This window comes from Azospirillum melinis, assembly GCF_013340935.1.
GTDB classification, from domain to species: Bacteria; Pseudomonadota; Alphaproteobacteria; order Azospirillales; family Azospirillaceae; genus Azospirillum; species Azospirillum melinis.
Genome location: NZ_WHOS01000025.1, coordinates 21,728 through 42,145, shown reverse-complemented (window position 1 = coordinate 42,145; position 20,418 = coordinate 21,728). Strand labels below are relative to the sequence as shown.

At 69.6% G+C, this 20,418-nt stretch carries 13 protein-coding genes; 7 read left to right on the top strand and 6 right to left on the bottom strand.

Going from position 1 to position 20,418, the window contains the following annotated elements; genetic code table 11:
- Positions 1 to 28 precede the first annotated feature (28 nt).
- The gene (locus GBZ48_RS19095; protein WP_246307300.1) at positions 29 to 685 is read right to left on the bottom strand and encodes a hypothetical protein; all 657 of its coding nucleotides are present in this window, start codon (positions 683 to 685) and stop codon (positions 29 to 31) included.
- Here GBZ48_RS19095 and GBZ48_RS19090 point away from each other — a divergent pair.
- A complete protein-coding gene (locus GBZ48_RS19090; protein WP_174472421.1) occupies positions 684 to 1,052 on the top strand; it encodes a hypothetical protein in 369 nt (122 codons plus the stop codon). The genes GBZ48_RS19095 and GBZ48_RS19090 overlap by 2 nt on opposite strands.
- Positions 1,053 to 1,131: 79 nt before the next feature.
- On the opposite strand, the gene GBZ48_RS19085 is transcribed toward GBZ48_RS19090, so the two are convergent.
- Together GBZ48_RS19085 and GBZ48_RS19080 are read right to left on the bottom strand one after the other, a co-directional pair.
- Positions 1,132 to 3,747, bottom strand: coding sequence for a right-handed parallel beta-helix repeat-containing protein (locus tag GBZ48_RS19085; protein WP_174472445.1), 2,616 nt, complete (start codon positions 3,745 to 3,747; stop codon positions 1,132 to 1,134).
- Between the two features lie 189 nt (positions 3,748 to 3,936).
- Positions 3,937 to 4,977, bottom strand: coding sequence for a M23 family metallopeptidase (locus GBZ48_RS19080; RefSeq protein ID WP_174472444.1), 1,041 nt, complete (start codon positions 4,975 to 4,977; stop codon positions 3,937 to 3,939).
- Between the two features lie 128 nt (positions 4,978 to 5,105).
- On the opposite strand from GBZ48_RS19080, the gene GBZ48_RS19075 reads away from it, so the two are divergent.
- The 3 genes from GBZ48_RS19075 (at position 5,106) to GBZ48_RS37070 (ending at position 7,348) form a co-directional block, all read left to right on the top strand.
- Positions 5,106 to 5,360 carry a type II toxin-antitoxin system RelE family toxin gene (locus tag GBZ48_RS19075; RefSeq protein WP_109095205.1) on the top strand — a complete coding sequence of 85 codons (255 nt, stop codon included), beginning with the start codon at positions 5,106 to 5,108 and terminating at the stop codon, positions 5,358 to 5,360.
- Positions 5,353 to 5,721 (top strand): helix-turn-helix domain-containing protein, encoded by a 369-nt coding sequence (locus GBZ48_RS19070; protein WP_174472443.1) that lies wholly within the window; start codon positions 5,353 to 5,355, stop codon positions 5,719 to 5,721. Before GBZ48_RS19075 ends, GBZ48_RS19070 begins: the two co-directional genes overlap by 8 nt.
- A 157-nt stretch (positions 5,722 to 5,878) precedes the next feature.
- Positions 5,879 to 7,348 (top strand): carbohydrate-binding domain-containing protein, encoded by a 1,470-nt coding sequence (locus GBZ48_RS37070; protein ID WP_425486002.1) that lies wholly within the window; start codon positions 5,879 to 5,881, stop codon positions 7,346 to 7,348.
- A 63-nt stretch (positions 7,349 to 7,411) separates the two neighbouring features.
- On the opposite strand, the gene GBZ48_RS19055 is transcribed toward GBZ48_RS37070, so the two are convergent.
- Positions 7,412 to 8,926 carry an HlyD family type I secretion periplasmic adaptor subunit gene (locus tag GBZ48_RS19055; protein ID WP_174472442.1) on the bottom strand — a complete coding sequence of 505 codons (1,515 nt, stop codon included), beginning with the start codon at positions 8,924 to 8,926 and terminating at the stop codon, positions 7,412 to 7,414.
- Between the two features lie 15 nt (positions 8,927 to 8,941).
- Positions 8,942 to 11,215 carry a type I secretion system permease/ATPase gene (locus GBZ48_RS19050; protein WP_246307299.1) on the bottom strand — a complete coding sequence of 758 codons (2,274 nt, stop codon included), beginning with the start codon at positions 11,213 to 11,215 and terminating at the stop codon, positions 8,942 to 8,944.
- 287 nt (positions 11,216 to 11,502) lie between these two features.
- Here GBZ48_RS19050 and GBZ48_RS19045 point away from each other — a divergent pair, with 287 nt between their 5' ends.
- The 3 genes from GBZ48_RS19045 to GBZ48_RS19035 all read left to right on the top strand — a co-directional run bounded on the left by GBZ48_RS19045 (position 11,503) and on the right by GBZ48_RS19035 (position 15,385).
- Entirely contained in the window at positions 11,503 to 12,489 is a 987-nt protein-coding gene (locus GBZ48_RS19045) for a hypothetical protein (RefSeq protein ID WP_174472441.1), read from the top strand.
- 236 nt (positions 12,490 to 12,725) lie between these two features.
- Positions 12,726 to 13,982, top strand: coding sequence for an arabinose transporter (locus GBZ48_RS19040; RefSeq protein ID WP_174472440.1), 1,257 nt, complete (start codon positions 12,726 to 12,728; stop codon positions 13,980 to 13,982).
- A 164-nt stretch (positions 13,983 to 14,146) separates the two neighbouring features.
- Positions 14,147 to 15,385 carry a glycosyltransferase gene (locus GBZ48_RS19035; protein ID WP_174472439.1) on the top strand — a complete coding sequence of 413 codons (1,239 nt, stop codon included), beginning with the start codon at positions 14,147 to 14,149 and terminating at the stop codon, positions 15,383 to 15,385.
- Between the two features lie 239 nt (positions 15,386 to 15,624).
- Here the strand turns inward: GBZ48_RS19035 and GBZ48_RS19030 are convergent, their stop codons facing one another.
- Positions 15,625 to 19,956 carry an Ig-like domain-containing protein gene (locus GBZ48_RS19030; protein ID WP_174472438.1) on the bottom strand — a complete coding sequence of 1,444 codons (4,332 nt, stop codon included), beginning with the start codon at positions 19,954 to 19,956 and terminating at the stop codon, positions 15,625 to 15,627.
- Between the last annotated feature and the right edge of the window lie 462 nt (positions 19,957 to 20,418).

Genomic DNA, 20,418 nt, shown 5'->3' with positions numbered 1-20,418 from the left:
CGGGAGAGGGGGCAGGCGGGAGAGGGCGTCAGCCGGCCGTGCGCCCGGCCGCCCCTTCCTTGAGGATCGACATGACCGTATCGACCAGCTTGCCGGCATTCTCCTGGACATAGCCCGGCTCGCTTCTCGACTGGATCATCAGCCAGGGCTGGGCGCTCGTCCCCTGCTCGGGATCGAAGAAGCCGAGCCGAGCCTTGGACTTCTGGAATTCCGGATGGTGCTCGCTGTCCACCCGCATCGCGGCGCCGAACGCACCATTGTCCACCGCCGCCTGCGATGCCGCGGCATCGGGACCGTTCAGCATGTCGACCAGACCGGCCTTGACCTCGTCGGCCGACATCTTCCCCAGCTTGTCGAAGGCCCGGTTGTCCAGCCAGATCTCGACCTGCTTGTCGTCGGTTCCCTGGGATCCCGGCAGGAACAGCGTGATCAGGGAGGATTTGTCCCAGCCTTCCGGGGGTACCGACGTGTCCGACCGACGCTCGGCTTCCCAGTCCTTCACCTCCTGCGATTTCTCCGGCATGGCGATGCCCCGCGACACCGCCTGCCGCTCGACGACCTTGCCGATCTCGCCACTCAACGAGACGTTGCCGGTGCTTTCGCCCTCCTCCTCGAAGCCGAACTGGCTGCGCAGAGACTGCATGCTTTGTCGGATGAAGTCTCCTCTCGCCAGATGATAATCCATGACCTTCTCCATGCGCGCGCTCATCGCCTTGAAGTCCGCGAAAGTGAGCTCGCCTGGGATCTTCAACTGGACCGGCGGTGCGGACGGACCTCCCGGAGCGTCGGCTGCCCCGGTCATCTTCGAGATCGCCTGTGCCGACAGCGACACCGTATCGCCCGCAGTCTTGGTCTGGGGCGAGGCCGGCGACGCGGTCTTGGAGGATGCGGGAGAGGAGGATGGAGCAGGAGGAGGCGCGGAAGGCGGTGCCGACTTCAGCTTCGTCAGCAGCGAGAGCGGCGACATGGCGCCTTCCTGTATAGCCTTGGCAACCATGTTATCCCCCCACGAAAGGATGTGTCCGTGGAAGGATAACGTCGTTATCGGCTAAAAAATTATTAATTACTGCAATCTGAGGTAAACGCCCCTCTCGGTCGAAGGGCGCCCCGAATCCATGATGTCGTGCATGCTCACCCCATTCCGGCGGCGGCCAGCACGGCGCTGTCCGGCAACAGGCCCCCCGCCGCGCGCGCGGGGGCAGGGCTAAGCGCCCGGCCTTCCAGCCGGCCGTTCAGGATGTAGTGCCGCATCGCCGCCGTCAGGTCGCCGCCGGTGGCCGCCGCCACGTCGGCGTTGGCCGCCAGATAGGCAGAGGCGTCGAAGCCGGTGCTGCGCCCCTCCGCCCGGCCGCTGCCGAGGTAATGCAGATCGGCCCGGGTGGTGTCGGTGCCGAAGGCGGCGGCGAGGTCGGGGTTGGCCGCCAGATAGGAGAGCGGGTTGAAGCTGACCGTCCGCCCCTCCGCCCGGCCGCTGCCGATGTAATGCATCGCCGCCGCCGTCCGGTCGGTGCCGAGCGCAGCCGTCAGGTCGCCATAGGAGGCGATGTAGGCCAGCGGATCGAAACTCACGGCTCGCCCCTCCGCCCGGCCGCTGCCGATGTAATGGGCGGCTCCGGCATCGCCGTTGGCACCGAAGATCGCCGACAGGTCGCCGTAGGAGGCGATGTAGGCCAGCGGGTCGAAACTCACGGTCCGGCCTTCCGCCCGCCCGCTGGCCGCGTAATGCGCCGCACCGGCGGCGGCGTTGGCGCCGAAGGCCGCCGACAGGTCGGCATAGGAGGCGATGTAGGCCAGCGGCGAGAAGGCCGGCCCGGCCGCGGCGGCGGGGGTGTTGCCCGTGCCGGTCGCCGGGGCGGTGCCGCTCCCAGCCCCCCCACCGGCGCCGGGGCTGGGGATCCCCGGCACCGTCAGGGGAGCGAAGCCCATCCGGCCCCAATCCAGGTCATGGATTCCCAGAGAAAGACCGAGGGCCGCAGCCACCCCGCTGCCCAGCCGGAAATCGCCGGCCGCCGGGTTGGCGAACAGTCCCGACGACACCGTGTCGCCGCCGTTCAGCCCGCGGATGCCCTGCACGAGGTTGCCGCTGACGGTGTAGGAGCCGGGGGTCCAGAACTCCCAGTAATCCACGCCGGTCGAGGAGGAAATGACGTTGCCGGTCACCCGGTTGTTGCTGAGCAGCCCGATGGTGCCGGCGCTCGGCACCCATTCCAGCCGGATGAAGCGCTCGCGCGGGTTGGACAGGGTGGCGAAGTTGTTGGTGACGGTGTTGGAATCGCCGCCATGGATGAAGACGCTGGCCCAGCCGGTGTTCTGGATGAAATTGTCCTGGACGGTGACGCCGTTGGCCATGTCGTCCAGATAGATGCCGAAGCTCTTCTGGCGGTCGAGCCAGCCCGACCCGTCGGTCGCCAATCCGCCGACATTGCGGATGTCGTTGCCGCGGATGATCGTGCGGGTGTCGACGTTGGACCGGCCCAGCATCTCGATGGCGCCGCCGTCGGCGGTCTCGGTCATCGTGTTGTAGAGACGATTGTACTCCACCACCGTGTCGGTGTTGACGGTGGCGCCGTCCCAGTTCTTGATCGAGATGCCGTAGCGCGTGCTGTTGCGGATGTCGTTGCCGGAGATCAGCGTGCCGCTGGTGCCGTAGAGCTGGATACCGGCGACGTCCTTCAGCACCTCGCCGATGCCGTCCATGCTGTTGGCGCCGATGCGGTTGCCGTTGCTGCCGTAGGTGACCTTGATGCCGCCGGCCCCCAGATGCTCCATCCGGTTCGCTTCGATGGCGTTGGCCGACGATCCGGTCAGCGTCATCCCGGTGCCGACATTGACGAAGCGGTTGCCGGCGATGCTGTTGGCGTTCGCATTGGTCAGCGTCAGGGCCGAGCCGTCCCAGCTCGTGTCGGCGAAGGTCAGCCCCTGGAGGGTGACGCCGCTCGCCCCGTTCAGCGAGATGAGCGTGCCCAGCCGCGCCACCACGGCACCCTGGCTCAACAGGGCGCCGGGATCCTGCGGCTTCACCACCAGCCGGCCGGTCTCGGCGCTCCAGGCGAATTCGCCGGCATCGCGGATGAAGGCGTCGTCGTTCAGCAGGCGGTAGGTGCCGCCGCTGCGCAGGGCGTATTTCGCCGCTTGCGTGAAATTGACGGTCCGGCTTCCGGCATCGATGGAGGCGACGCCGACGATGTTGTCGGACAGCCGCTCGGTGTCGAAGGTCTGGACCATCGTGCCGGGCTGTACCCCGGCGGCCAGAACCGCCGCCATCGCCCCGTCGCCGGCGCCGATGCGCAGGCTGGTCCTGCTGGCGCCGCCGGCCGCCGCCTCCAGCACCGACCAGCCGGACTTGGCGTCTCCGGCGTTCCAGTCGCCGGTCTGCGCCACCTTCTGCCGCACCCCGCCGATGGAGAGGTCGAGCCCAGTCGCAGACGTTGCCGCGGCATAGAGCCCGCCGCCGATGGCGGTGAAGCCGCCGACCCGCTCGCCGCCGCTGAAGACAGGCGTCTCGCCCGGAAAGGCCATGATCCGCACGCCGTTGTCGGCCGCGGTCAGCGTCACCGTGCGCGCCATGGCATAGGTGCCGCCGCGCACATAGGTGTCGCGGATACCGGTCGCCCGCATCGCGCTCTGCGCGCGTTCCAGCGTGGCGAAGGGACCGTCGGTGCCGTCGGCGTTGGGTGCCGCCAAACGCCCCGACCAGGAATCGTTGCCGTTGGTCGCGACGTAGAAAGCCTGCTGAGTGTCTGTCATTGCCGGATTGCCTTGCCGATACCAGGCAATCTCACGGCAGAAACACTTAATAAGGAGGTAGCCTTATCCTTTCGGAGATACCCTTTCGTACGAAAACGCGGTGTTCATTTCGTGACAAATGGTCGCGCCGCCACAGTTGTCACTTGCCCTATCCTTTGCGTTGTTTCGGCAGAGCTTCACTCAACCCGGTCAGCGCAGCTCGACCCTCCGCTCCTCCCGCAACACCGTTTCGTCGCCATGGCGCAGCGTCACCGTCACCCGGTAGGGGCCGCTCGCCCAGGGGCCGGGGACGGGCTTCCTCACCTCGGTGCCGAAGAACAGCACAGCCAGCGGACGCGGCACCGCGCCCTCGTTGCGGAACAGGCGGCGGCCGTCGGGGCCGGTCACCTCCAGCGTCACCCGGTCGCCCTGGCGTCCGCCCATCAGCTCCGTCCACACACCCAGCACCGGCGTGTCCACCGGCAGTGGCCTGCCGCCATAACCGCCGTTCCGGGCCACCTCCGCCTTCGGCGCCTCGGGCGCCAGACCGGCGCCGAGCACGGCGCTCGGCCGGTAGGCGAGCGTCCGGCGCGCCTCGTCACTCCACAGCGTGCCCGACGGCACCGGCGCGGTGCCCTGATCGGTGCTGCAGGCCGGTGCCTCCGCGGTCCCGACCTCCTTGCCAGTATAGGGGTCTAGGGTGCGGCCGTCGTGGCGGATGCCGAAATCGACATGGGGGAATTCGGTGTTGCCGGACAGCCCGACCTGGGCCAGCGACGTGCCGGCCTCCACCCGGTCGCCCGGCCTGACCGCGATGCTGCCGCGTTTCAGGTGGCTGTACTGGGTCTCCCAGCCATTGCCATGGTCGACCACCACCGCGTTGCCGGCCTCGCGCCCGGCCGGCGCGCCGCCGCTCTGGCGGATGCTGACGTCGTCCATCCCGTCGCGCACGCGCGTCACCGTTCCGGGAGCGGCAGCCACCACCGCCACCCCGCGCCGCATCGCCTCCAGATCGGGCAGCCGGAAATCGGTCCCCTTGTGCCCGTCATAGGTCAGCCGCCCGCAGGCGAAGTCCCGCATCCCCGGCCCCGGATCGGCATCGACGTAATTCTGGACGAAGCAGTCCGCCCCGATCCGGCAGCGCACCGGCACCTCGAGCGCCGGCGCCCCGGTGGGAGGGGCGGCGAATGCCGTGGATGGCAGCAAGGCCAGGACGGCGAGACCCCAGCGGTAATGGACCGGCACCCTCATCCAAACCCCTCGCACCATACAGTTCCAGCTTGCTTGATCGTCCCCAACAGGTGGGATGCCTGAGGACATGGGCCAATCTCTGCCGGCTTGCCATTGCAATATACATTACAAAAAGCAATAATTCTGCCATGCACACGATCAGATACACTGCCGCGGCCTTGAAGGCTTTGCGCCGGATACCGCGCAACGTCGCGGATCTGATCCGTCAAAAAGTGCAGGACGTGGCGGCAGACCCGGCGACAGCCCGAAACGTGAAGAAGCTCAAGGGCCGCGACGGCTACCGGCTGCGAGTCGGAGACTGGCGGGTCGTCTACGACATCGAGGATGGGGTCTTGGTGTTGATCGTGATCGATGTTGGACCGAGAGGAGGCATCTATGACTAGCCCGGCGCAGATCATCCGCGACGGCAACGGCAAAGCCGCCTTCGCCGTGCTGCCGATTGCCGAATATGAACGCCTGCTGGAGGCGGCCGACGAAGCCGCCGCGATCCAGGCTTACGATGCCTACCGGCATTCCTCACCGGAAACCTTTCCCGACGAGGTTGCGGCACGACTGCTGGAGGGAGAGCATCCTGTGAAGGTGTTCCGCGACCACCGCGGCCTGACGCAGACCCAGCTCGCCGAAGCCGCCGGCCTCAAGCAGTCCTACGTCTCGCAGATCGAGGCCGGCACGCGGAAGGGCTCGGTGGACGCCTTGAAGCGCATCGCCGAAGCGCTACGCGTGGAGTTGGACGACCTGACCTGATCTCCATGCACCCCCAATGCGCCCCCTATGCGCCGTCGCATAAGGGGCACCCCGCCCGAAATCCGCCCCGTCCTTATCATCCGAAGGCCACATCGCCAGCCTGCATACTCCGCCCCGCATCTTCATCGACGACGGCAGCAGGACGGGGACCGACAGCATGGCGAACAGCACCTATACCGGCCGGGGAGAGACGGTCGTCGTCATCGACAGCGGCTGGTCGCCGACCTGGGAAGCCGCCTCGCGCATCGTCTATCAGCACGACTATGCAAACAACGACGCCGATGCCCGCAATCCCAACGCCGACACCCATGGCGCTCTGGTGACCTCCAGCATCCTGTCGCAGGCGCCGGACCTCAACATCGTCGCGCTGAAGGTGATCCCGGACAACACCTCCACCGCGTCGGGTTCGGCCATCGAGCAGGCTCTGCAATGGGTCGTCGCCCATGCGTCCGACTACAACGTCGTCGGCGTCAACCTGTCGCTGGCCGGCGGCTCCGCCACGTCGGAGATGACGACCCTGCTGTCGGACGAGCTGGCGAGCCTCGCCGCCAAGCGGGTGCTGGTGTCGGCCGCCGCCGGCAATGCCGGGCAGAACGGGACGGCGACCGACGTGTCCTATTTCGCCGCCGACCACAACACCATCTGCGTCAGCGCATCGGGCGGCGACGGCACCATGCCGGGCTGGGCCCAGCGCAATCCGGGCATCACCGACCTCTGCGCCGACGGCACCGACATCCGGTTGACCGATCTGGCCGGGCGGACGGTGACGGCCAACGGCTCCTCCTTCTCCGCGCCCTCGGTGACCGCCGCGGTGGCGCTCGCCCAGCAGGAGGCCATCGCGCTGCGCGGCAGCGCCCTGACCCAGGACGAGTTCCTGTCGCTGGCCAGGCAGACCGGCACGCCGATTGCCGGCACCGGCTACACCGACCTCAACACCCAGGCGCTGCTGGCGAAGATCGGCCAGCTCTATGGCACGACGGCGACGCCGACGGTGCCGGATCCCACACACCCCGGCGCTCCGGCCACCACCGCCGCCGCCATCCTGGTCAACGCCAAGGGCACGGCGGCGGCCGGGGTGAACGCCCATTTCACCCTGCTGGTCGACGGTCAGGCTGTCGGCAGCGCCACGGTGGGCACCGCGGCCAAGACCTACGCCTTCACCGCCACCGTGTCGGCCGACAGCGCCCACAAGGTGCAGATCCAGTACGACAATGACGGCTTTGCCGGCGGCCAGGACCGCAACCTGTTCGTCAACAGCGTCAGCGTCAACGGCCACAGCTATGCCGCCACCGATGCCGCGGTGACCTACGACAAGGGCGCGCTCGACGGGCACGACGTGGTCAAGGGCCAGAGCGGCCTGTGGTGGAACGGCACGCTGGTGGTCGCCGCCGACAAGAGCCTGTTCGGGGTGCAGGCCCCCGCGCAGGCGCAGGTGGCGGAGCTTCAGGCCGGCGACCTGCTGGGCCACGCCGTGTCAGCCAATGCGGCCACATACGGGACGGACGCGTACGAGACGGCGGATGTCGCCGGCTGGACGCCGGACCTGCTCCCGGCCTTCCAGTATGCCGACCATGGTCTGCACGCTTGGCACGACGCGCACGACATGGCGCATGGGATGGCGGCGTAACGGGACCCGTACAGGAGCAGCGTTCCTCTCACCGAGGGGGCGCTGCTCCTCCGGGAGGAGAGATTACCGCTCGTGCATGGCCTCCTGGGCGCTGCGCGAGAGGGGGGAGAGCAGGTAGTCGGCGATGCGGCGGCGGCCGGTCTTGATCTCGGCGCTGACCGTCATGCCCGGCTGCAACCGCGTCTGCTTGCCGTCGACGTCCAGCGTGTCGCGGTCCAGCGCGATGCGGGCGGCATAGACCGACCCGGCCTCCGGCGTCTTCGCCGCGCTCTTGTCCGTCCCCTTGTCGGTTTGCTGCTGCTGTTGCACGGCATCGCTGGACAGCGAGGCGACGCGGCCGGGGATCAGGCCGTACTTGGTGAAGGAGAAGGCCTCCACCTTCACCTCGGCCACCTGGCCGGTCTGGACGAAGCCGATGTCCTTGTTGGGGATGAAGGCCTCGACCTCCAACCGGCTGTCCTCCGGCACGATGACCATCACCGGCTGGGCGGTGGTCACGACACCGCCCACCGTGTGCACGGCCAGCTGCTGGACATAGCCGTCCACCGGAGCGGTCAACCGCAGCAGCCCGACCTGCTGGTCGGCCTTGGCAAGCTCCTGCTCCAGCGAGGCGGCCTTGCGCTCGGCCTCGGCGAGGTTGGTGTAGAGCTGGCGGCGGAACTCGGCCTCGGTCTGGCGGCGCTGCTCGGCGGTGGCGGCGATGGAGGCGTCGGCCTCCGTCAGCTTGATCTTCTGGACCAGAAGCTCCTGCTCCTGCCCGACCAGATCCTGCTGAAGCTGGAGATACTGGAAGCGGGACGAGGTGCCGCGCTTCGACAGGTCGTACAGCGCCTCAGCCCGCTCGCGGATCAGCGGCAGGGTGGCGTTCAGCTTGGCGATGGTCTGCACCACGGTGGCACGGTCGGCCTCGCGCCGGGCCTGTTCGCGGTCCAGTGCCGCCAGCTTGGCGCGCTGCTCGGCGATCTGGCTGGCGAGGAGCTGGCCCTGCATCCGCGCCAGTTCGGGCGACAGGCCGGCCGGGGCGGCGAATTCGGCGTCGGGGTTGCCGTTCACCACCTCCAGCGCCGCCCGCAGCCGCGCCGCCTCGGCCTTCGCCGCCGACAGGTCGGAGCGGATGCGGCCGCGGTCGGCCACCGCCTCGGTCGGGTCGAGTTCGATCAGGGTCTGGCCGGCCTTGACCAGCTGGCCGTCCTCGACGGCGATGGAGCGGACGACGCCGGTCTGCATCGGCTGGATGGTCTTGGTCCGGCCGCTCGGCACCACCCGGCCCTGCGCCACCGCCACCACGTCGACATGGCCGAACCATGCCCAGGCGCAGGCGGCGGTGAAGGCCAGCATGATGACCGCGGTGAAGGTGCGCGCGGTGGGGGAGGGCGGACGCTCCAGGATCTCCAGCGCGTCGGGCAGGAAATCCATCTCGTCGCGGCGGCGCTTCTGCGGCCGGCCCTGGAGTTTGGTGGGCGGACGGGGCCCGCCGGGGGTGCCCGGCGCGTTGGCTGGCGGCTTGATGCCGGGAGGGGTGGGAAGAGGGGCCGTTCCGGCAGGGGTGGTCTGCACCGCGGCGGTCGTCTTGCTCATGGCGTTCATTCCCCCTCAGCCCGCAGCCCGCTGTTCGATCAGCCCGTCCGCGGGCGGGGCGCTGCCCGGAAGCTGGCCCATCTGGCCGCGGAACAGCGTGGCGTAACGCCCGCCGCGGCGCAGAAGCTCGTCGGGCGCGCCGTCCTCGACGATGCGGCCGCGCTCCACAGTGACGATGCGGTCGGCGATGGCGACGGTCGACAGGCGGTGGGCGATGATCAGCACGGTGCGGCCGGCGCAGATGCGGCGCATGTTGGCCTGGATGATCCGTTCGGATTCATGGTCGAGGGCGGAGGTCGCCTCGTCGAAGATCAGGATGCGCGGGTTGGTGACCAGCGCGCGGGCGATGGCGATGCGCTGCCGCTGCCCGCCCGACAGGCTGGCGCCGCGCTCTCCCACCACCGTGTCGTAGCCGTCGGGCAGCTCGACGACGAAGTCGTGGGCGCCGGCCAGCTTCGCCGCGGCGACGACGCGGGCCATGTCCATGGTCGGGTCGGTCAGCGCGATATTCTCGCGGATGGTGCCCGAGAACAGGACATTGTCCTGCAACACCACGCCGATCTGCCGGCGCAGCCACACCGCGTCGGCGGTGGAGAGGTCGGTGCCGTCCACCATCACCCGCCCACGCTCCGGCACATGGAAGCGCTGGAGCAGCTTGGCCAGCGTGCTCTTGCCCGAGCCGGACGTGCCGACGATGCCGACCACCTGCCCGGCCGGGACATGCAGCGACACGTCGCTCAGCGTCTCCGGCCCATCGTGGCGGTAGCGGAAGGTGACGTGGTCGAAGCTGAGGTCGCCCTTGATCGCCGGCATGGCGGCGCGGCCGGCGCTCTGCAGCGGCTCGGGTGCCGTGTTCAGGATGTCGCCGATGCGGTGCATCGACAGCCGCACCTGCTGGAAGTCCTGCCAGAGCTGGGCGATGCGCAGCACCGGCTGGACGACGCGGCCGGCGAACATGTTGAAGGCCACCAGCTCGCCAACCGTCAGGCTGCCCTCGATCACCAGCTTGGCCCCCAGCCACAGCACCAGCATGGTCGAGATCTTGGAGACGAACTGCACCGACTGGCTGGCGACGTTGTTCAGGTTGCCGGCGCGGAAGCCGGCGCGGACATAGCCCGACAGCTGGTCCTCCCAGCGGCGCTGCATGCGCGGCTCGACCGCCATGGCCTTGACCGTCTCGATGCTCGACACCGTCTCGACCAGGAAGCTGTGGTTCTCGGCGCCGCGGGCGAACTTCTCGTCCAGCCGGCGGCGCAGGATCGGCGTCGCCACCAAGCTGATGGCGACGTAGACGGGGAAGGAGGCCGCGACGATCGCCGTCAGCATCGGGCTGTAGACCAGCATGACGCCCAGGAAGACCACGGTGAACAGCAGGTCCAGCACCAGCGTGATGGTGGAGCTGGTCATGAAGTTGCGGATCGTCTCCAGCTCGCGCACGCGGGCGACGCTGTCGCCGACCCGGCGCGATGCGAAATAGCCCATGGGGAGCGACAGCAGCCGCTGGTACAGCTTGGCCCCCAGCTCCACGTCCAGACGGTTGGCGGTGTGGGCGAAGGTGTAGGTGCGCAGGCCCCCCAGCACCGCCTCGAACAGGATGACGGCCAGCATGCCGGCCATCAGCACGTCGAGCGTGCCCAGGCTGCGGTGCACCACCACCTTGTCGACCACCACCTGGAAGAACAGCGGCGTCACCAGCGCGAACAGCTGGATGAAGAAGGAGGCGAGCAGCACCTCGCCCAGGATGCCGCGGTATTTCCAGGCGACCGCGCCGAACCAGCGGGCGTCGAAGCGCGGCTGGCCCATGCCCATGGTGCCCTTGCGGCCGAGGCAGATCAGACGGCCGGTCCACAGCGGCTCGAAGCCCTCGCGGTCGAGGATGCGGGTCTGGTTGGTCGCCGCGTCATGCACCAGCACACGGTCGCCGCCGGCCTTGGCCAGCACCAGAAATCCGCCGTCGGGGCCGGGAACCAGCGCCGGCAACGGCGTGCGCTCCAGCCGTTCCCACTTGGTCTTCACCACCCGGGCCTTGGCCCCCAGCCGGTGGGCCTGGCGGACCAGCCCGGTCAGGTCGGGAGATTCGCCGCCGCAGGCATGGCGCACGCCGTCATAATCGGCCGGAATGCCGAGGATGCGCAGCGCCGACACCAGCCCGGCGATGCCGGGATCGAGACGGGGTCCGGAATTGGGGCCAGGATTGGGGCCGGGGCTTGGACCTGTTTGGGCGCCAGGGGGAGGGGAGGAGGGGTCCCGCACCGGATCGGCCGGCGATCCGTCTCGCATCTGTTCCATGAAGGCTTCCCGGTTCCGAAACTCTAAGGGGTGGCGCCGAACGGCTGCGGCCAACCGAAGGTGAGCATCGGGTCCCCGCGCGGCCACCCGAACGATGGGGTACCCCGCATCGTCGGTGTTCGAAGGGAGGGAGCCGAAGGGCCACCGGACGCTCTTCCGGGGTTTCCCCTATGGTCCGCCTCGACAGGCTGCTTTTTCTAGACCCGGTGCAGTGCTTGGGAGTAGGCATGCAGGACAGCCGGGCCAGCGGGACCGGCGCCGTTTTCCCTACGCCGGAAAAAGCCGCCTTGTCGCCGATTCCCCAGCTCCTGCGCCTTCTGATCCTGCTGCTGACGCCCTTCTGGCTGTCGCTGGCGGTGGAGGGGCTGGGCCTGTACGGGTCGATGCCGTCGCTGCTGTCCAGCTGGCGCCGCCCCGCGGACGTGGACACCGCCACGGCGCAGCCGACCGGCTGGCGGGAACGCGCCTATCTGGCCGCCAATCCCGACGTCGCCGCCGCCGTCCGCAGCGGGCAGCTCTCCAGCGGCTACGCCCATTATGTCCAGCAGGGCCGCGCGGAAGGCCGCCGCGGCGGCTTTGTGGAGCAGGTGAAGAAGCCGGCGGAGGCACCGCCCGCCGCAAGCCAGCCGGCTCCGGTCCAGACGGCTCCCGTCCAAGTAGCTCCGGCCCAACCGGCTCCGTCTCCCGCCTCCGTCCCGGCTGCCCCGCTGCCGGCGGCGAAGCCCGAACCGCAGGACGCCGCCCCACGGACGGAACCGGCGGTGGAAATCCTGCGCCCCGGCGTCAAGCCGGTCCCCGACGCGCCCGCCCGCCCGACCTCGACCCCGAACCCGATCCAGACCGTGGCAAGCACCGCGGCTCCCCGCCATGTGGAGCGCATCCGCACCGCCAACGGCGGCGACGGGCTGCGCGTCGTGATGGATTTCGACCAGGAGCCGCGCTTCGAAACGCCGGTGCGCCGCCCCGACGGCCGGCTGGAGATGACGCTTCCCGGCACGCAGTGGCAGGCCCCGGCGGCGGGCCGCCTGCCGGCGACGGCGCTGGGCTACCGGGCGGAGCGCACCGGCAGCGGCACCCGCCTGCTGTTCAGCGACGAGGATGGCGGAAGCGACGGCAAGGGGGATGGCAGGGGGGACGCCAAAGGCGAAGCGGTCCGGCTTCTCGCCGTCTCCACCCTGGCCCCCGAAAAGGACCGCGGCCACCGTCTGGTGATCGATCTGATGCTGCCCTCCATGGCGCCCTCCACGGCGAAGCCCGACCGCAAGAGCCGCTGAAACACCCGCTGAAACACCCGCTGGGCCAAGCTGTGCCGGCAGCGCCTGGCCGCGGCCATACCCCCATCGTCTTCGGGGTTGTGCTGTTTGGTCGGATCGGTTAGCTGTCTGTCAGTCGTCAGTCACACTGGCCGTAAGCGTTCAACGTCAACCAACGCACTCAACGATCCCCAGCGGTCGGAGTGCGTTCGCTTGTCCGGAACGCGCGTCGACCGCGGACCAGTGTGGAGCACACCATGCGTCCCCAGCCGACATACGATCCGGCACGCGGCCAGCCGCAAAATCCCTCGCACGACACATCGCCGGACCGGTCCCAGGCCCGCCTGTTCGTCCTGGCGGCCATCCTGTTCCTCTCCTATCTCTGCGTCGCCATCTCCCTTCCGGTGACGCCGCTGTTCGTGACCCAGACCCTGGGACTGGGCAATTTCTGGGCCGGGCTGGGCGTCGGCAGCGCCTTCCTCGCCACCATCCTCACCCGCAGCTTCGCCGGCAATTTCGTGGACGGCGGCGGCGCCAAGCCGGCGGTCGCCCGCGGACTGGCGCTCTACATCGCGGGGGGGCTGGTCTCGCTCGGCGCCGGCCTGCTGCCGCACCTGCCCTGGGCCGGCCCCTGGGCGGCGTTCGCCGTGCTGGTGGCCGGGCGCCTGCTGATCGGGCTGGGCGAGAGCCTCGTCGGCGTCGGCGTGATCGCCTGGGGGATCGGCATCGTCGGACCGCAGCGCTCGGGCAAGGTGCTGGCCCTGGTCGGGGCGGCGCTGTATGGCGCCTTCGCGGCGGGCGGGCCGCTGGGCCTCCTGCTGCTGGACGGCATCGGCTTCGCCGGCACCATGGCGGTCGGTGCCCTGCTGCCGGCGCTGGGGCTGCTGGCGATCCGCCCGATGGCGGGGGTCGCGGCCCATCCCGGCGCGAAGCGCCCGCCCTTCCGCAGCGTGCTCGGCCGGATCTGGCTGCACGGCGCCGTCGTCAGCCTGCAAGGCATCGGCTTCGCCGCCATCGGCGCCTTCTTCTCGCTGCACTTCGTCCACGAATCCTGGCCCTTCGCCGGGCTCGGCCTGACCGCCTTCGGGGTCGGCTTCGTCCTTGTCCGCTTCGCCTTCGGCCATCTGCCGGACCGCATCGGCGGCCTGCCGGTGGCGATGGGGTCGCTGGCGGTCGAGGCGGTCGGCCAGCTGCTGGTCTGGAGCGCCGGCGATCCCACGCTGGCCCTGGCCGGCGCCTTCCTGACCGGGCTCGGCTGCTCCCTGGTCTTTCCCGCCATGGGCCGGGAGGTGGTGCATCTGGTGCAGCCGCATCTGCGGGCGACGGCGCTCGGCGCCTTCGCCGCCTTCCAGGACGTGGCCTATGGCCTGACCGGCCCGGTGGCCGGCCTGCTCGCCGACCGGGCCGGCTACGGCAGTGTCTTCCTGCTGGGCGGGGCCGCGGCGGCGGTCGGCTTCCTGACCGCGGTCCATATGCGCCGGACCCTGGTCGCCGCCAGCCCCCCGCCGGCTTGAAAAGCCAGATCGGATTGCGCGAAACAGACCTGATCCTGAAGCGTAGGAGGCCGGGTTTCCCGGCACCTCACATCGAATGCGGGAAATTCGGACGGCGCTTCGCTGCGGTGCCGTGGCATTATCGCCACCTCCGCAGCCCCTTCCTCCGGACCGTGACGCCCTCCATGAAGATCCTGTTCATCCACCCCGCCTTTCCCGGCCAGTTCAAGGCCCTGGCGCCGAGCCTGGTGCAGCGCGGGCACACGGTCCATGCCCTGAGCCGGACGATGGAGGTGCCGCCCGGCTGGGGTGGGGTCACCGTGATTTCCTATGCACCGTCACGGGCACCGGCCTCCGGCGTCCATCCCTGGGCCGTTGACTTCGAAACCAACGCGATCCATGGCGAGGCGCTGTTCCAACGGGCGCTGACGATGAAGGCGGAGGGCTATGTTCCCGACGTGATCGTCGCCCATCCCGCCTGGGGCGACAGCCTGTTCGTGAAGGACGTCTGGCCGCAGGCCCGGCTGGGCATCTATTGCGAATATTATTACCGGGCGGAGGGCGCGGATGTCGGCTTCGATCCCGAATTCCCGGTGCGCGATGCTGGCGATCCATGCCGCCTGCGCCTGAAGAACGCCGCGAACCTGCTGCAGTTCGAGACCGCCGACGCCGGCCTGTCTCCCACCCGCTGGCAGGCCGACGGCTTTCCCAGCCTCTTCCGCGACCGCATCACCGTGGTTCATGACGGCATCGACACCGGGGCGGTGGCCCCGAACCCCGACGCCCGCGCCACCCTGAACGGCACGCTCACGCTGACGCGGACGGACGAGGTGGTGACCTTCGTCAACCGGACCCTGGAGCCCTATCGCGGGTATCACAGCGTCATGCGCGCCCTGCCGCGGCTGCTGGCCCGGCGCCCCCGGGCCCATGTGCTGATCGTCGGCGGGGCCGGGGTCACCTATGGGGCGCCGCCGCCGTCGGGAAGCTGGCGGGATGTCTTCATCGAGGAGGTGCGCGGCTCCATTCCGGAGGCCGACTGGTCACGGGTGTTCTTCCTGGGCAACATTCCCTACGACCACTTCGTTCCGCTGCTCCAGCTTTCCTCCGTCCACGTCTATCTGTCCTATCCCTTCGTGCTGAGCTGGAGCGTGATGGAGGCGATGAGCGCGGGCGCCGCCGTGGTCGCCGGCGATACCGCTCCGGTCCGCGAGGTCATCGAGCATGACCGGACGGGACGGCTGGTGGACTTCTTCGACCATCGCGGACTTGCCGACACCGTGGCCGATCTGCTGGCGGACCGGGCGGCGCGCGACCGGCTGGGCGCTGAGGCCCGCGCCTTCATCCGCGCCAACCACGATCTGCACACCGTCTGCCTGCCGCGCCAGTTCGCCTGGATCGATGAACTGGCGGACGGACGGGGCTAGGGGGTCTGCATATATTCATGAAATCATTATATAGAATAATGATTGTAAAACTCGGTTATGCCGGTTCTTTTCCGCCCGGACGGGAAGCACTGAAGCATTCGCGCACCCCCATCGTCTGAGACGGAGACCTCCCAAAAAGAAGGGCGGCTTTGCGGCCGCCCCCCCATGGTTCCAACCCGATGGGTCCATCCCTTGTCCACCGGCGGCCATGGGCTGCCGGTGGACAGGCGGAAGGGGGTTTACGCGGGAAGCTCCGTCCGCTGCCGGGTGGAGAGCCCGCCGTCGCCCGCCGCCAGCAGGCCGGACGCCGTGCCCGACGAGGCATCGTGGAAGCTGCCGTCGATGCCCTGCGCCTGCGACCCGGTCATCCCGGCCGCCAGCATGGTGACGGCGATGGGCGCCTCTCCGTTGGCGGCCGCCATGGCCTCCGCCGCGGTGGAGGTGCTGCGCTTGATGTAGGCCAGCTCGACCGCGGCGGCGCTGGTGCCGAACTCCGAGGCGATCTCCGGATGGCTCGCCAGATAGGCCGCCGGGTCGAAGGCGGTCAGCGACCGGTTCTCGGCATAGCCGTTCTGGACATAGTGGATCTCGGCCGCCTGGACGTCGGGACCGAAGGCCTGGATCAGGTCCGGGTTGCTGGCGATGTAGCGCAGCGCGTCGAAGCCCTGGGCCGGCCGGCCCTCGGCCTGGCCATGCTCGATGTAATGGCGGGCGGCGGCATCCGCATTGGTGCCGAAGGCGACCGCCAGGTCACGGTTGGCCGCGAGGTAATTGTAGCCGTCGAAGGTCGCGGTCCGCCCCTCGGCATAGCCGCTCTCGATGTAATGCCGGGTGCCGGCATCGGCGTTCGCGCCGAAGGCCGCCGACAGGTCCGGGTAGGAGGCGATGTAGGCGAGCCCGCTGAAGTTGGGATGCCGCCCCTCGGCCTGGCCGTGCTCGATGTAGTGGCGGGCGGCGGCATCCGTGTTGGTGCCGAAGGCGGAAATCAGCTCGGGGTAGGAAGCGGTGTAGGCCAGCGGGTTGAAGGTCACCGTCCGCCCCTCCGCCTGCCCGACCTGCAGGTAATGCTGGGTCGCCGCAGCGGTGTTGGTGCCGAAGGCGGCGATCAGATCCGGGTAGGAGGCGATGTAGGCAAGCGCGTTGAAGCCGGCCGGCAGCCCGCCGGAGGCCGTCGGGGTGGTGGAGGCGGGATCGGCCGCCGGGACCACCTGCAGGGCGATGCTCTGCGCCGCGACACCGCCACGGCCGTCGGCGACGATGTAGGCGAAGGACCCGGCATCGCCGGCCGCACCGGTGGCCAGGAAGGTCAGCCCCGGCAGGTCGGCCGCCGTCAGGGTCTGGTTCGCCGTCACGGTGCTGCCGTCGGCCATCCGCACGATGCCGCCACCGGGCAGGCCGGCCACCGTCACCGTCAGCGCGTCGCCATCGATGTCGGTGGGGGCAGCGATGCCGAGCGACACCGCCGTCCGGTCCTGGGCGCTCACCGTCTTGTCGGCCTGCACCGTCGGAGCATGATTGACGGCCGGCTCCACGACGGGATCCGGCGAAGAGGTGACGGGCGGCGGGGGAGGGGGAGGCGGCGGGGGCGGCGAGACGACCGGTGCCGCATCCACCGTCAGGGCGACGCTCTGGGCCGCCGTGCCGCCATGGCCGTCGGCAACGCTGTAGGAGAAGGCACCGGCGTCGCCGACCGTACCGGAGGCGGTGAAGGTCAATGCCGCGAGCTGGGCGGTGGTCAGGCTCTGGTTCGCCGTCACCGCCGTGCCGTCGGCCAGCCGGATGATGCCGCCGGCCGGCAGGCCGGTCACCGTCACGGTCAGGGCGTCGTTGTTGGCGTCGGTCGGGGCGGCGATGCCAAGCCCGACCGTGCCGCCGGCCTGGGCCGTCATCGTCTTGTCGGCCTGCGCCACCGGGGCGGCGTTCACCGTCAGGGCGACGGTCTGGGCCGCCGTGCCGCCATGGCCGTCGGCGACGGTGTAGGCGAAGGACCCGGCGTTGCCGACCGTGCCGGCCGCCGCGGTGAAGGTCAATGCCGCGAGCTGGGCGGTGGTCAGGCTCTGGTTCGCCGTCACCGCCGTGCCGTCGGCGAGCGCCAGCGTGCCGCCGGTCGGCAGGCCGGTCACCGTCACCGTCAGGGTGTCGTTGTTGGCGTCGGTCGGCGCGGCGATGCCCAGCGCGACCGGGGTACCGGCCTGGGCCGTCACCGTCTTGTCGGCCTCGGTCACCGGAGCGGCGTTCACCGTCAGCGCCACGGTCTGGCCGGCGGTGCCGCCATGGCCGTCGGTGACGGTGTAGGCGAAGGAGCCGGCATCGCCGGCCGTACCGGCGGCGGCGGTGAAGGTCAGGGCCGACAGCTGGGCAAGCGTCAGACTCTGGTTGGCGGTGACGGCCGTGCCGTCGGCCAGCCGGATGGCGCCGCCGGCCGGCAGGCCGGTGACCGTCACGGTCAGGGTGTCGCCGTCGGCGTCGGTCGGGGCGGCGATGCTGAGAGCGACCGAAGCGCCGGCCTGGGCCATCACCGTCTTGCCGGCTTCCGCCACCGGGGCGTTGTTGGCCTGAACGATGGTGACGCTGCCGCCGCTGCCGACCTGGAACTGGCTGGCCGCGAAGCTGCCGGTCAGCGTCACCGCCAGATCGCTGCCGACCCGCAGGGTGGTGGAACCGGCGCCCGCCTCGACCTGCATGGTGCTCAGATCGGCACCCGTCATCACCAGCCGGTCGCCAACGGAGGCATCGGCGATGGTGACGGCGCCGGTGGTCCCGGCGGCGATGCGGATGACGTCGTCGCCGCCATTGCCGGTGACGGTCGCCCCCGCCCCGACGGTCAGGTCGTCGGCGCCGGCGGTGCCGGTCAGGGCGACCCGGCCGAAGCCGGTGGCGCCGGACAGATCCACCGAGGCTCCGGTGCCGGACGCGGTCACGGCGAGCGCGTTGCCGTTGCCGGTCAGCGCCAGCCCGGCCAGCTGCGAGGCGGCGAGCGTCAGGGTGGCGCCGCTGCCGGTCACCTCGATGGCCTCGATGCCGGACATCGCCACTGCCGACAGATCGGCGCTGCCGGCGATGCGCAGGGTGTCGGACGCCGCACTGCCGGCGATGACCTCGAAGCCGGCCGCCTGGGCGCCGGTCAGGGTGACGTCATGCGCCTTGCTGCCGGTCAGCTCCAGCCGCTCCACCCCGGTCAGCGTCATCCCCGTCAGGTCGATCGCGGGGGAGGCGACGGCGGTGTAATATTCCAGGTCGTAGCCGTTGTAGCTGCTCAAATCGTCGGAGTGGATCTCCAGCGTGTCGGTGCCCTCGCCGCCGTCGAAGCTGACAGTGCCGGCATCGTACTGGCTGACCACGATGTAGCGGTCGTTGCCGGCCTCGCCGAAGATCTGGTCGGCCTGGGCCTGGCCATAGCTGCCGGCGCTGACGATGCCGGCGAGGATGGTGTCGTCGCCGTCGCCGCCATGGATGGTGTCGCGTTCCCAGTCACCCTTCAGCAGGTCGTTGCCGGCCCCGCCATAGATCAGGTCGGCACCGCCGCCGCCGGCCACCGTGTCGTCGCCGGCGTCGCCATGCAGTTCGTCATTGTCGGCGCGGCCATAGATCAGGTCGTTGCCGCCGCCGCCGAAGACGGTGTCGTTGCCGTCGCCGGCCTCCAGCGTGTCGTTGCCGGCCCCGCCATGCTCCAGGTCGTCGCCGCCATGGCCCCAGAACCAGACAGCGGTGTCGCCGGCGGTCAGGCTGTCGGCATGCTCCGACCCGACCCAGCGCTGGATGTCGACGAAGGTGTCGCCCGCCGCTTCGCCGGTGTTGTTGGCGCCGTTGGTCAGGTCCAGCGTGACGCCGGTGGTGGCGTTCTCGTAGGTGACGATGGTGAAGCCGTTTCCGCCGACATAATGGTCGGCGCCCAGCCCGCCGTTCAGCGTGTCGCCGGCCGACTGGCCGCTGTTGCCGCCGCCAACCAGCGTGTCGTCGCCCAGCCCGCCGATCAGGCTGTCGTTGCCGGTGCCGCCGACGATGCTGTCGTTGCCGGCCCCGCCATTGATGGTGTTGCCGGTGTCGTCGCCGATCAGCGTGTCGTCGCCGTCGCTCGGCGTGCCGGTGTAGGCCAGCCGGTGGACCCAGGCGCCGGTGTCGGAGACGGGCAGGGCCGCAGCGACGGGCCCGGTGGTCACGTCGAGGTCCCAGGAGGCGCCGAGCGACGGATGGCCGACCGGATGGCTGGCGGCGGCGACGCGGGCACCGGTCGCCTGGGCGAGCGCCTGGGCGAACCGGCCGCCGTCGGCGCCGGTGTCGCAGGCATGGATCAGGATCTCGGTGTCCGGGGCCTGCGGCCAGGCCCGTCCATCCGCCTCACGGCCGGACAGCGCCGCGATGTCGAGCCGGCCGGCACCCAGCCGGACCGCGCCCGGCTCGCCATGGGCCAGCAGATGGATGGCGGCGGGACGGTCGGCGAGTGCGGCGGCGAGAGCCGCCCCGCCATCCTCATCGGCCGCGACCCGGACGATCCGGACATCGGCCCGGCAACGGTCGAGCAGCAGATCGAGATCGTCGAGGCTGGCGTCCGCAATCAGTACGTCGCGCACGGATGGTCCTCCTTGATGGCGGCAGGGCAAAAAACTGGCAGAGGAGCTGGGACAGGGCAGTCCATCGGCCGTCGGTCCAGACCGCATTCGGTGATGATTATTGAGGCCAATCGGCCGTATTCACCCAAATGTGAGGAGGTTTTCGCCATCCACAACTCAATAAAGCGGAGTATCTCCGGCAAGAATGGGGGAGACTTGCAGTTAAATAAAAAGAAGGCAGGCTCATGCACATGCGGAGATTTCGTCTTTTCTCCATACCACCCAGAGATATTCCAAAAAATCCGCCTTCTGATAGGGAACCTTTTTTCGCACACGAAAAAGTGGTATGTCGGTTCCGGCCGGAGGCTTGGCCCGGAACCGCCACAAGACGGACCGTGACAAAGGGAATCGAAATAAAGAGGGAGCCGCGACAAGGCTCCAAAGTTCAGCGGCGCAATATTCGACCCCAACCCCATCGGGGGT

Bases quoted from the DNA above. Each gene is read 5' to 3' on its own strand.
- GBZ48_RS19040 (WP_174472440.1), top strand. From the start codon at position 12,726: ATGCGTCCCCAGCCGACATACGATCCGGCACGCGGCCAGCCGCAAAAT.
- GBZ48_RS19095 (WP_246307300.1), bottom strand. From the start codon at position 685: ATGGATTATCATCTGGCGAGAGGAGACTTCATCCGACAAAGCATGCAG.
- GBZ48_RS37070 (WP_425486002.1), top strand. From the start codon at position 5,879: ATGGCGAACAGCACCTATACCGGCCGGGGAGAGACGGTCGTCGTCATC.
- GBZ48_RS19085 (WP_174472445.1), bottom strand. From the start codon at position 3,747: ATGACAGACACTCAGCAGGCTTTCTACGTCGCGACCAACGGCAACGAT.
- GBZ48_RS19075 (WP_109095205.1), top strand. From the start codon at position 5,106: ATGCACACGATCAGATACACTGCCGCGGCCTTGAAGGCTTTGCGCCGG.
- GBZ48_RS19055 (WP_174472442.1), bottom strand. From the start codon at position 8,926: ATGAGCAAGACGACCGCCGCGGTGCAGACCACCCCTGCCGGAACGGCC.
- GBZ48_RS19080 (WP_174472444.1), bottom strand. From the start codon at position 4,977: ATGAGGGTGCCGGTCCATTACCGCTGGGGTCTCGCCGTCCTGGCCTTG.
- GBZ48_RS19090 (WP_174472421.1), top strand. From the start codon at position 684: ATGACCTTCTCCATGCGCGCGCTCATCGCCTTGAAGTCCGCGAAAGTG.
- GBZ48_RS19050 (WP_246307299.1), bottom strand. From the start codon at position 11,215: ATGGAACAGATGCGAGACGGATCGCCGGCCGATCCGGTGCGGGACCCC.
- GBZ48_RS19070 (WP_174472443.1), top strand. From the start codon at position 5,353: ATGACTAGCCCGGCGCAGATCATCCGCGACGGCAACGGCAAAGCCGCC.
- GBZ48_RS19035 (WP_174472439.1), top strand. From the start codon at position 14,147: ATGAAGATCCTGTTCATCCACCCCGCCTTTCCCGGCCAGTTCAAGGCC.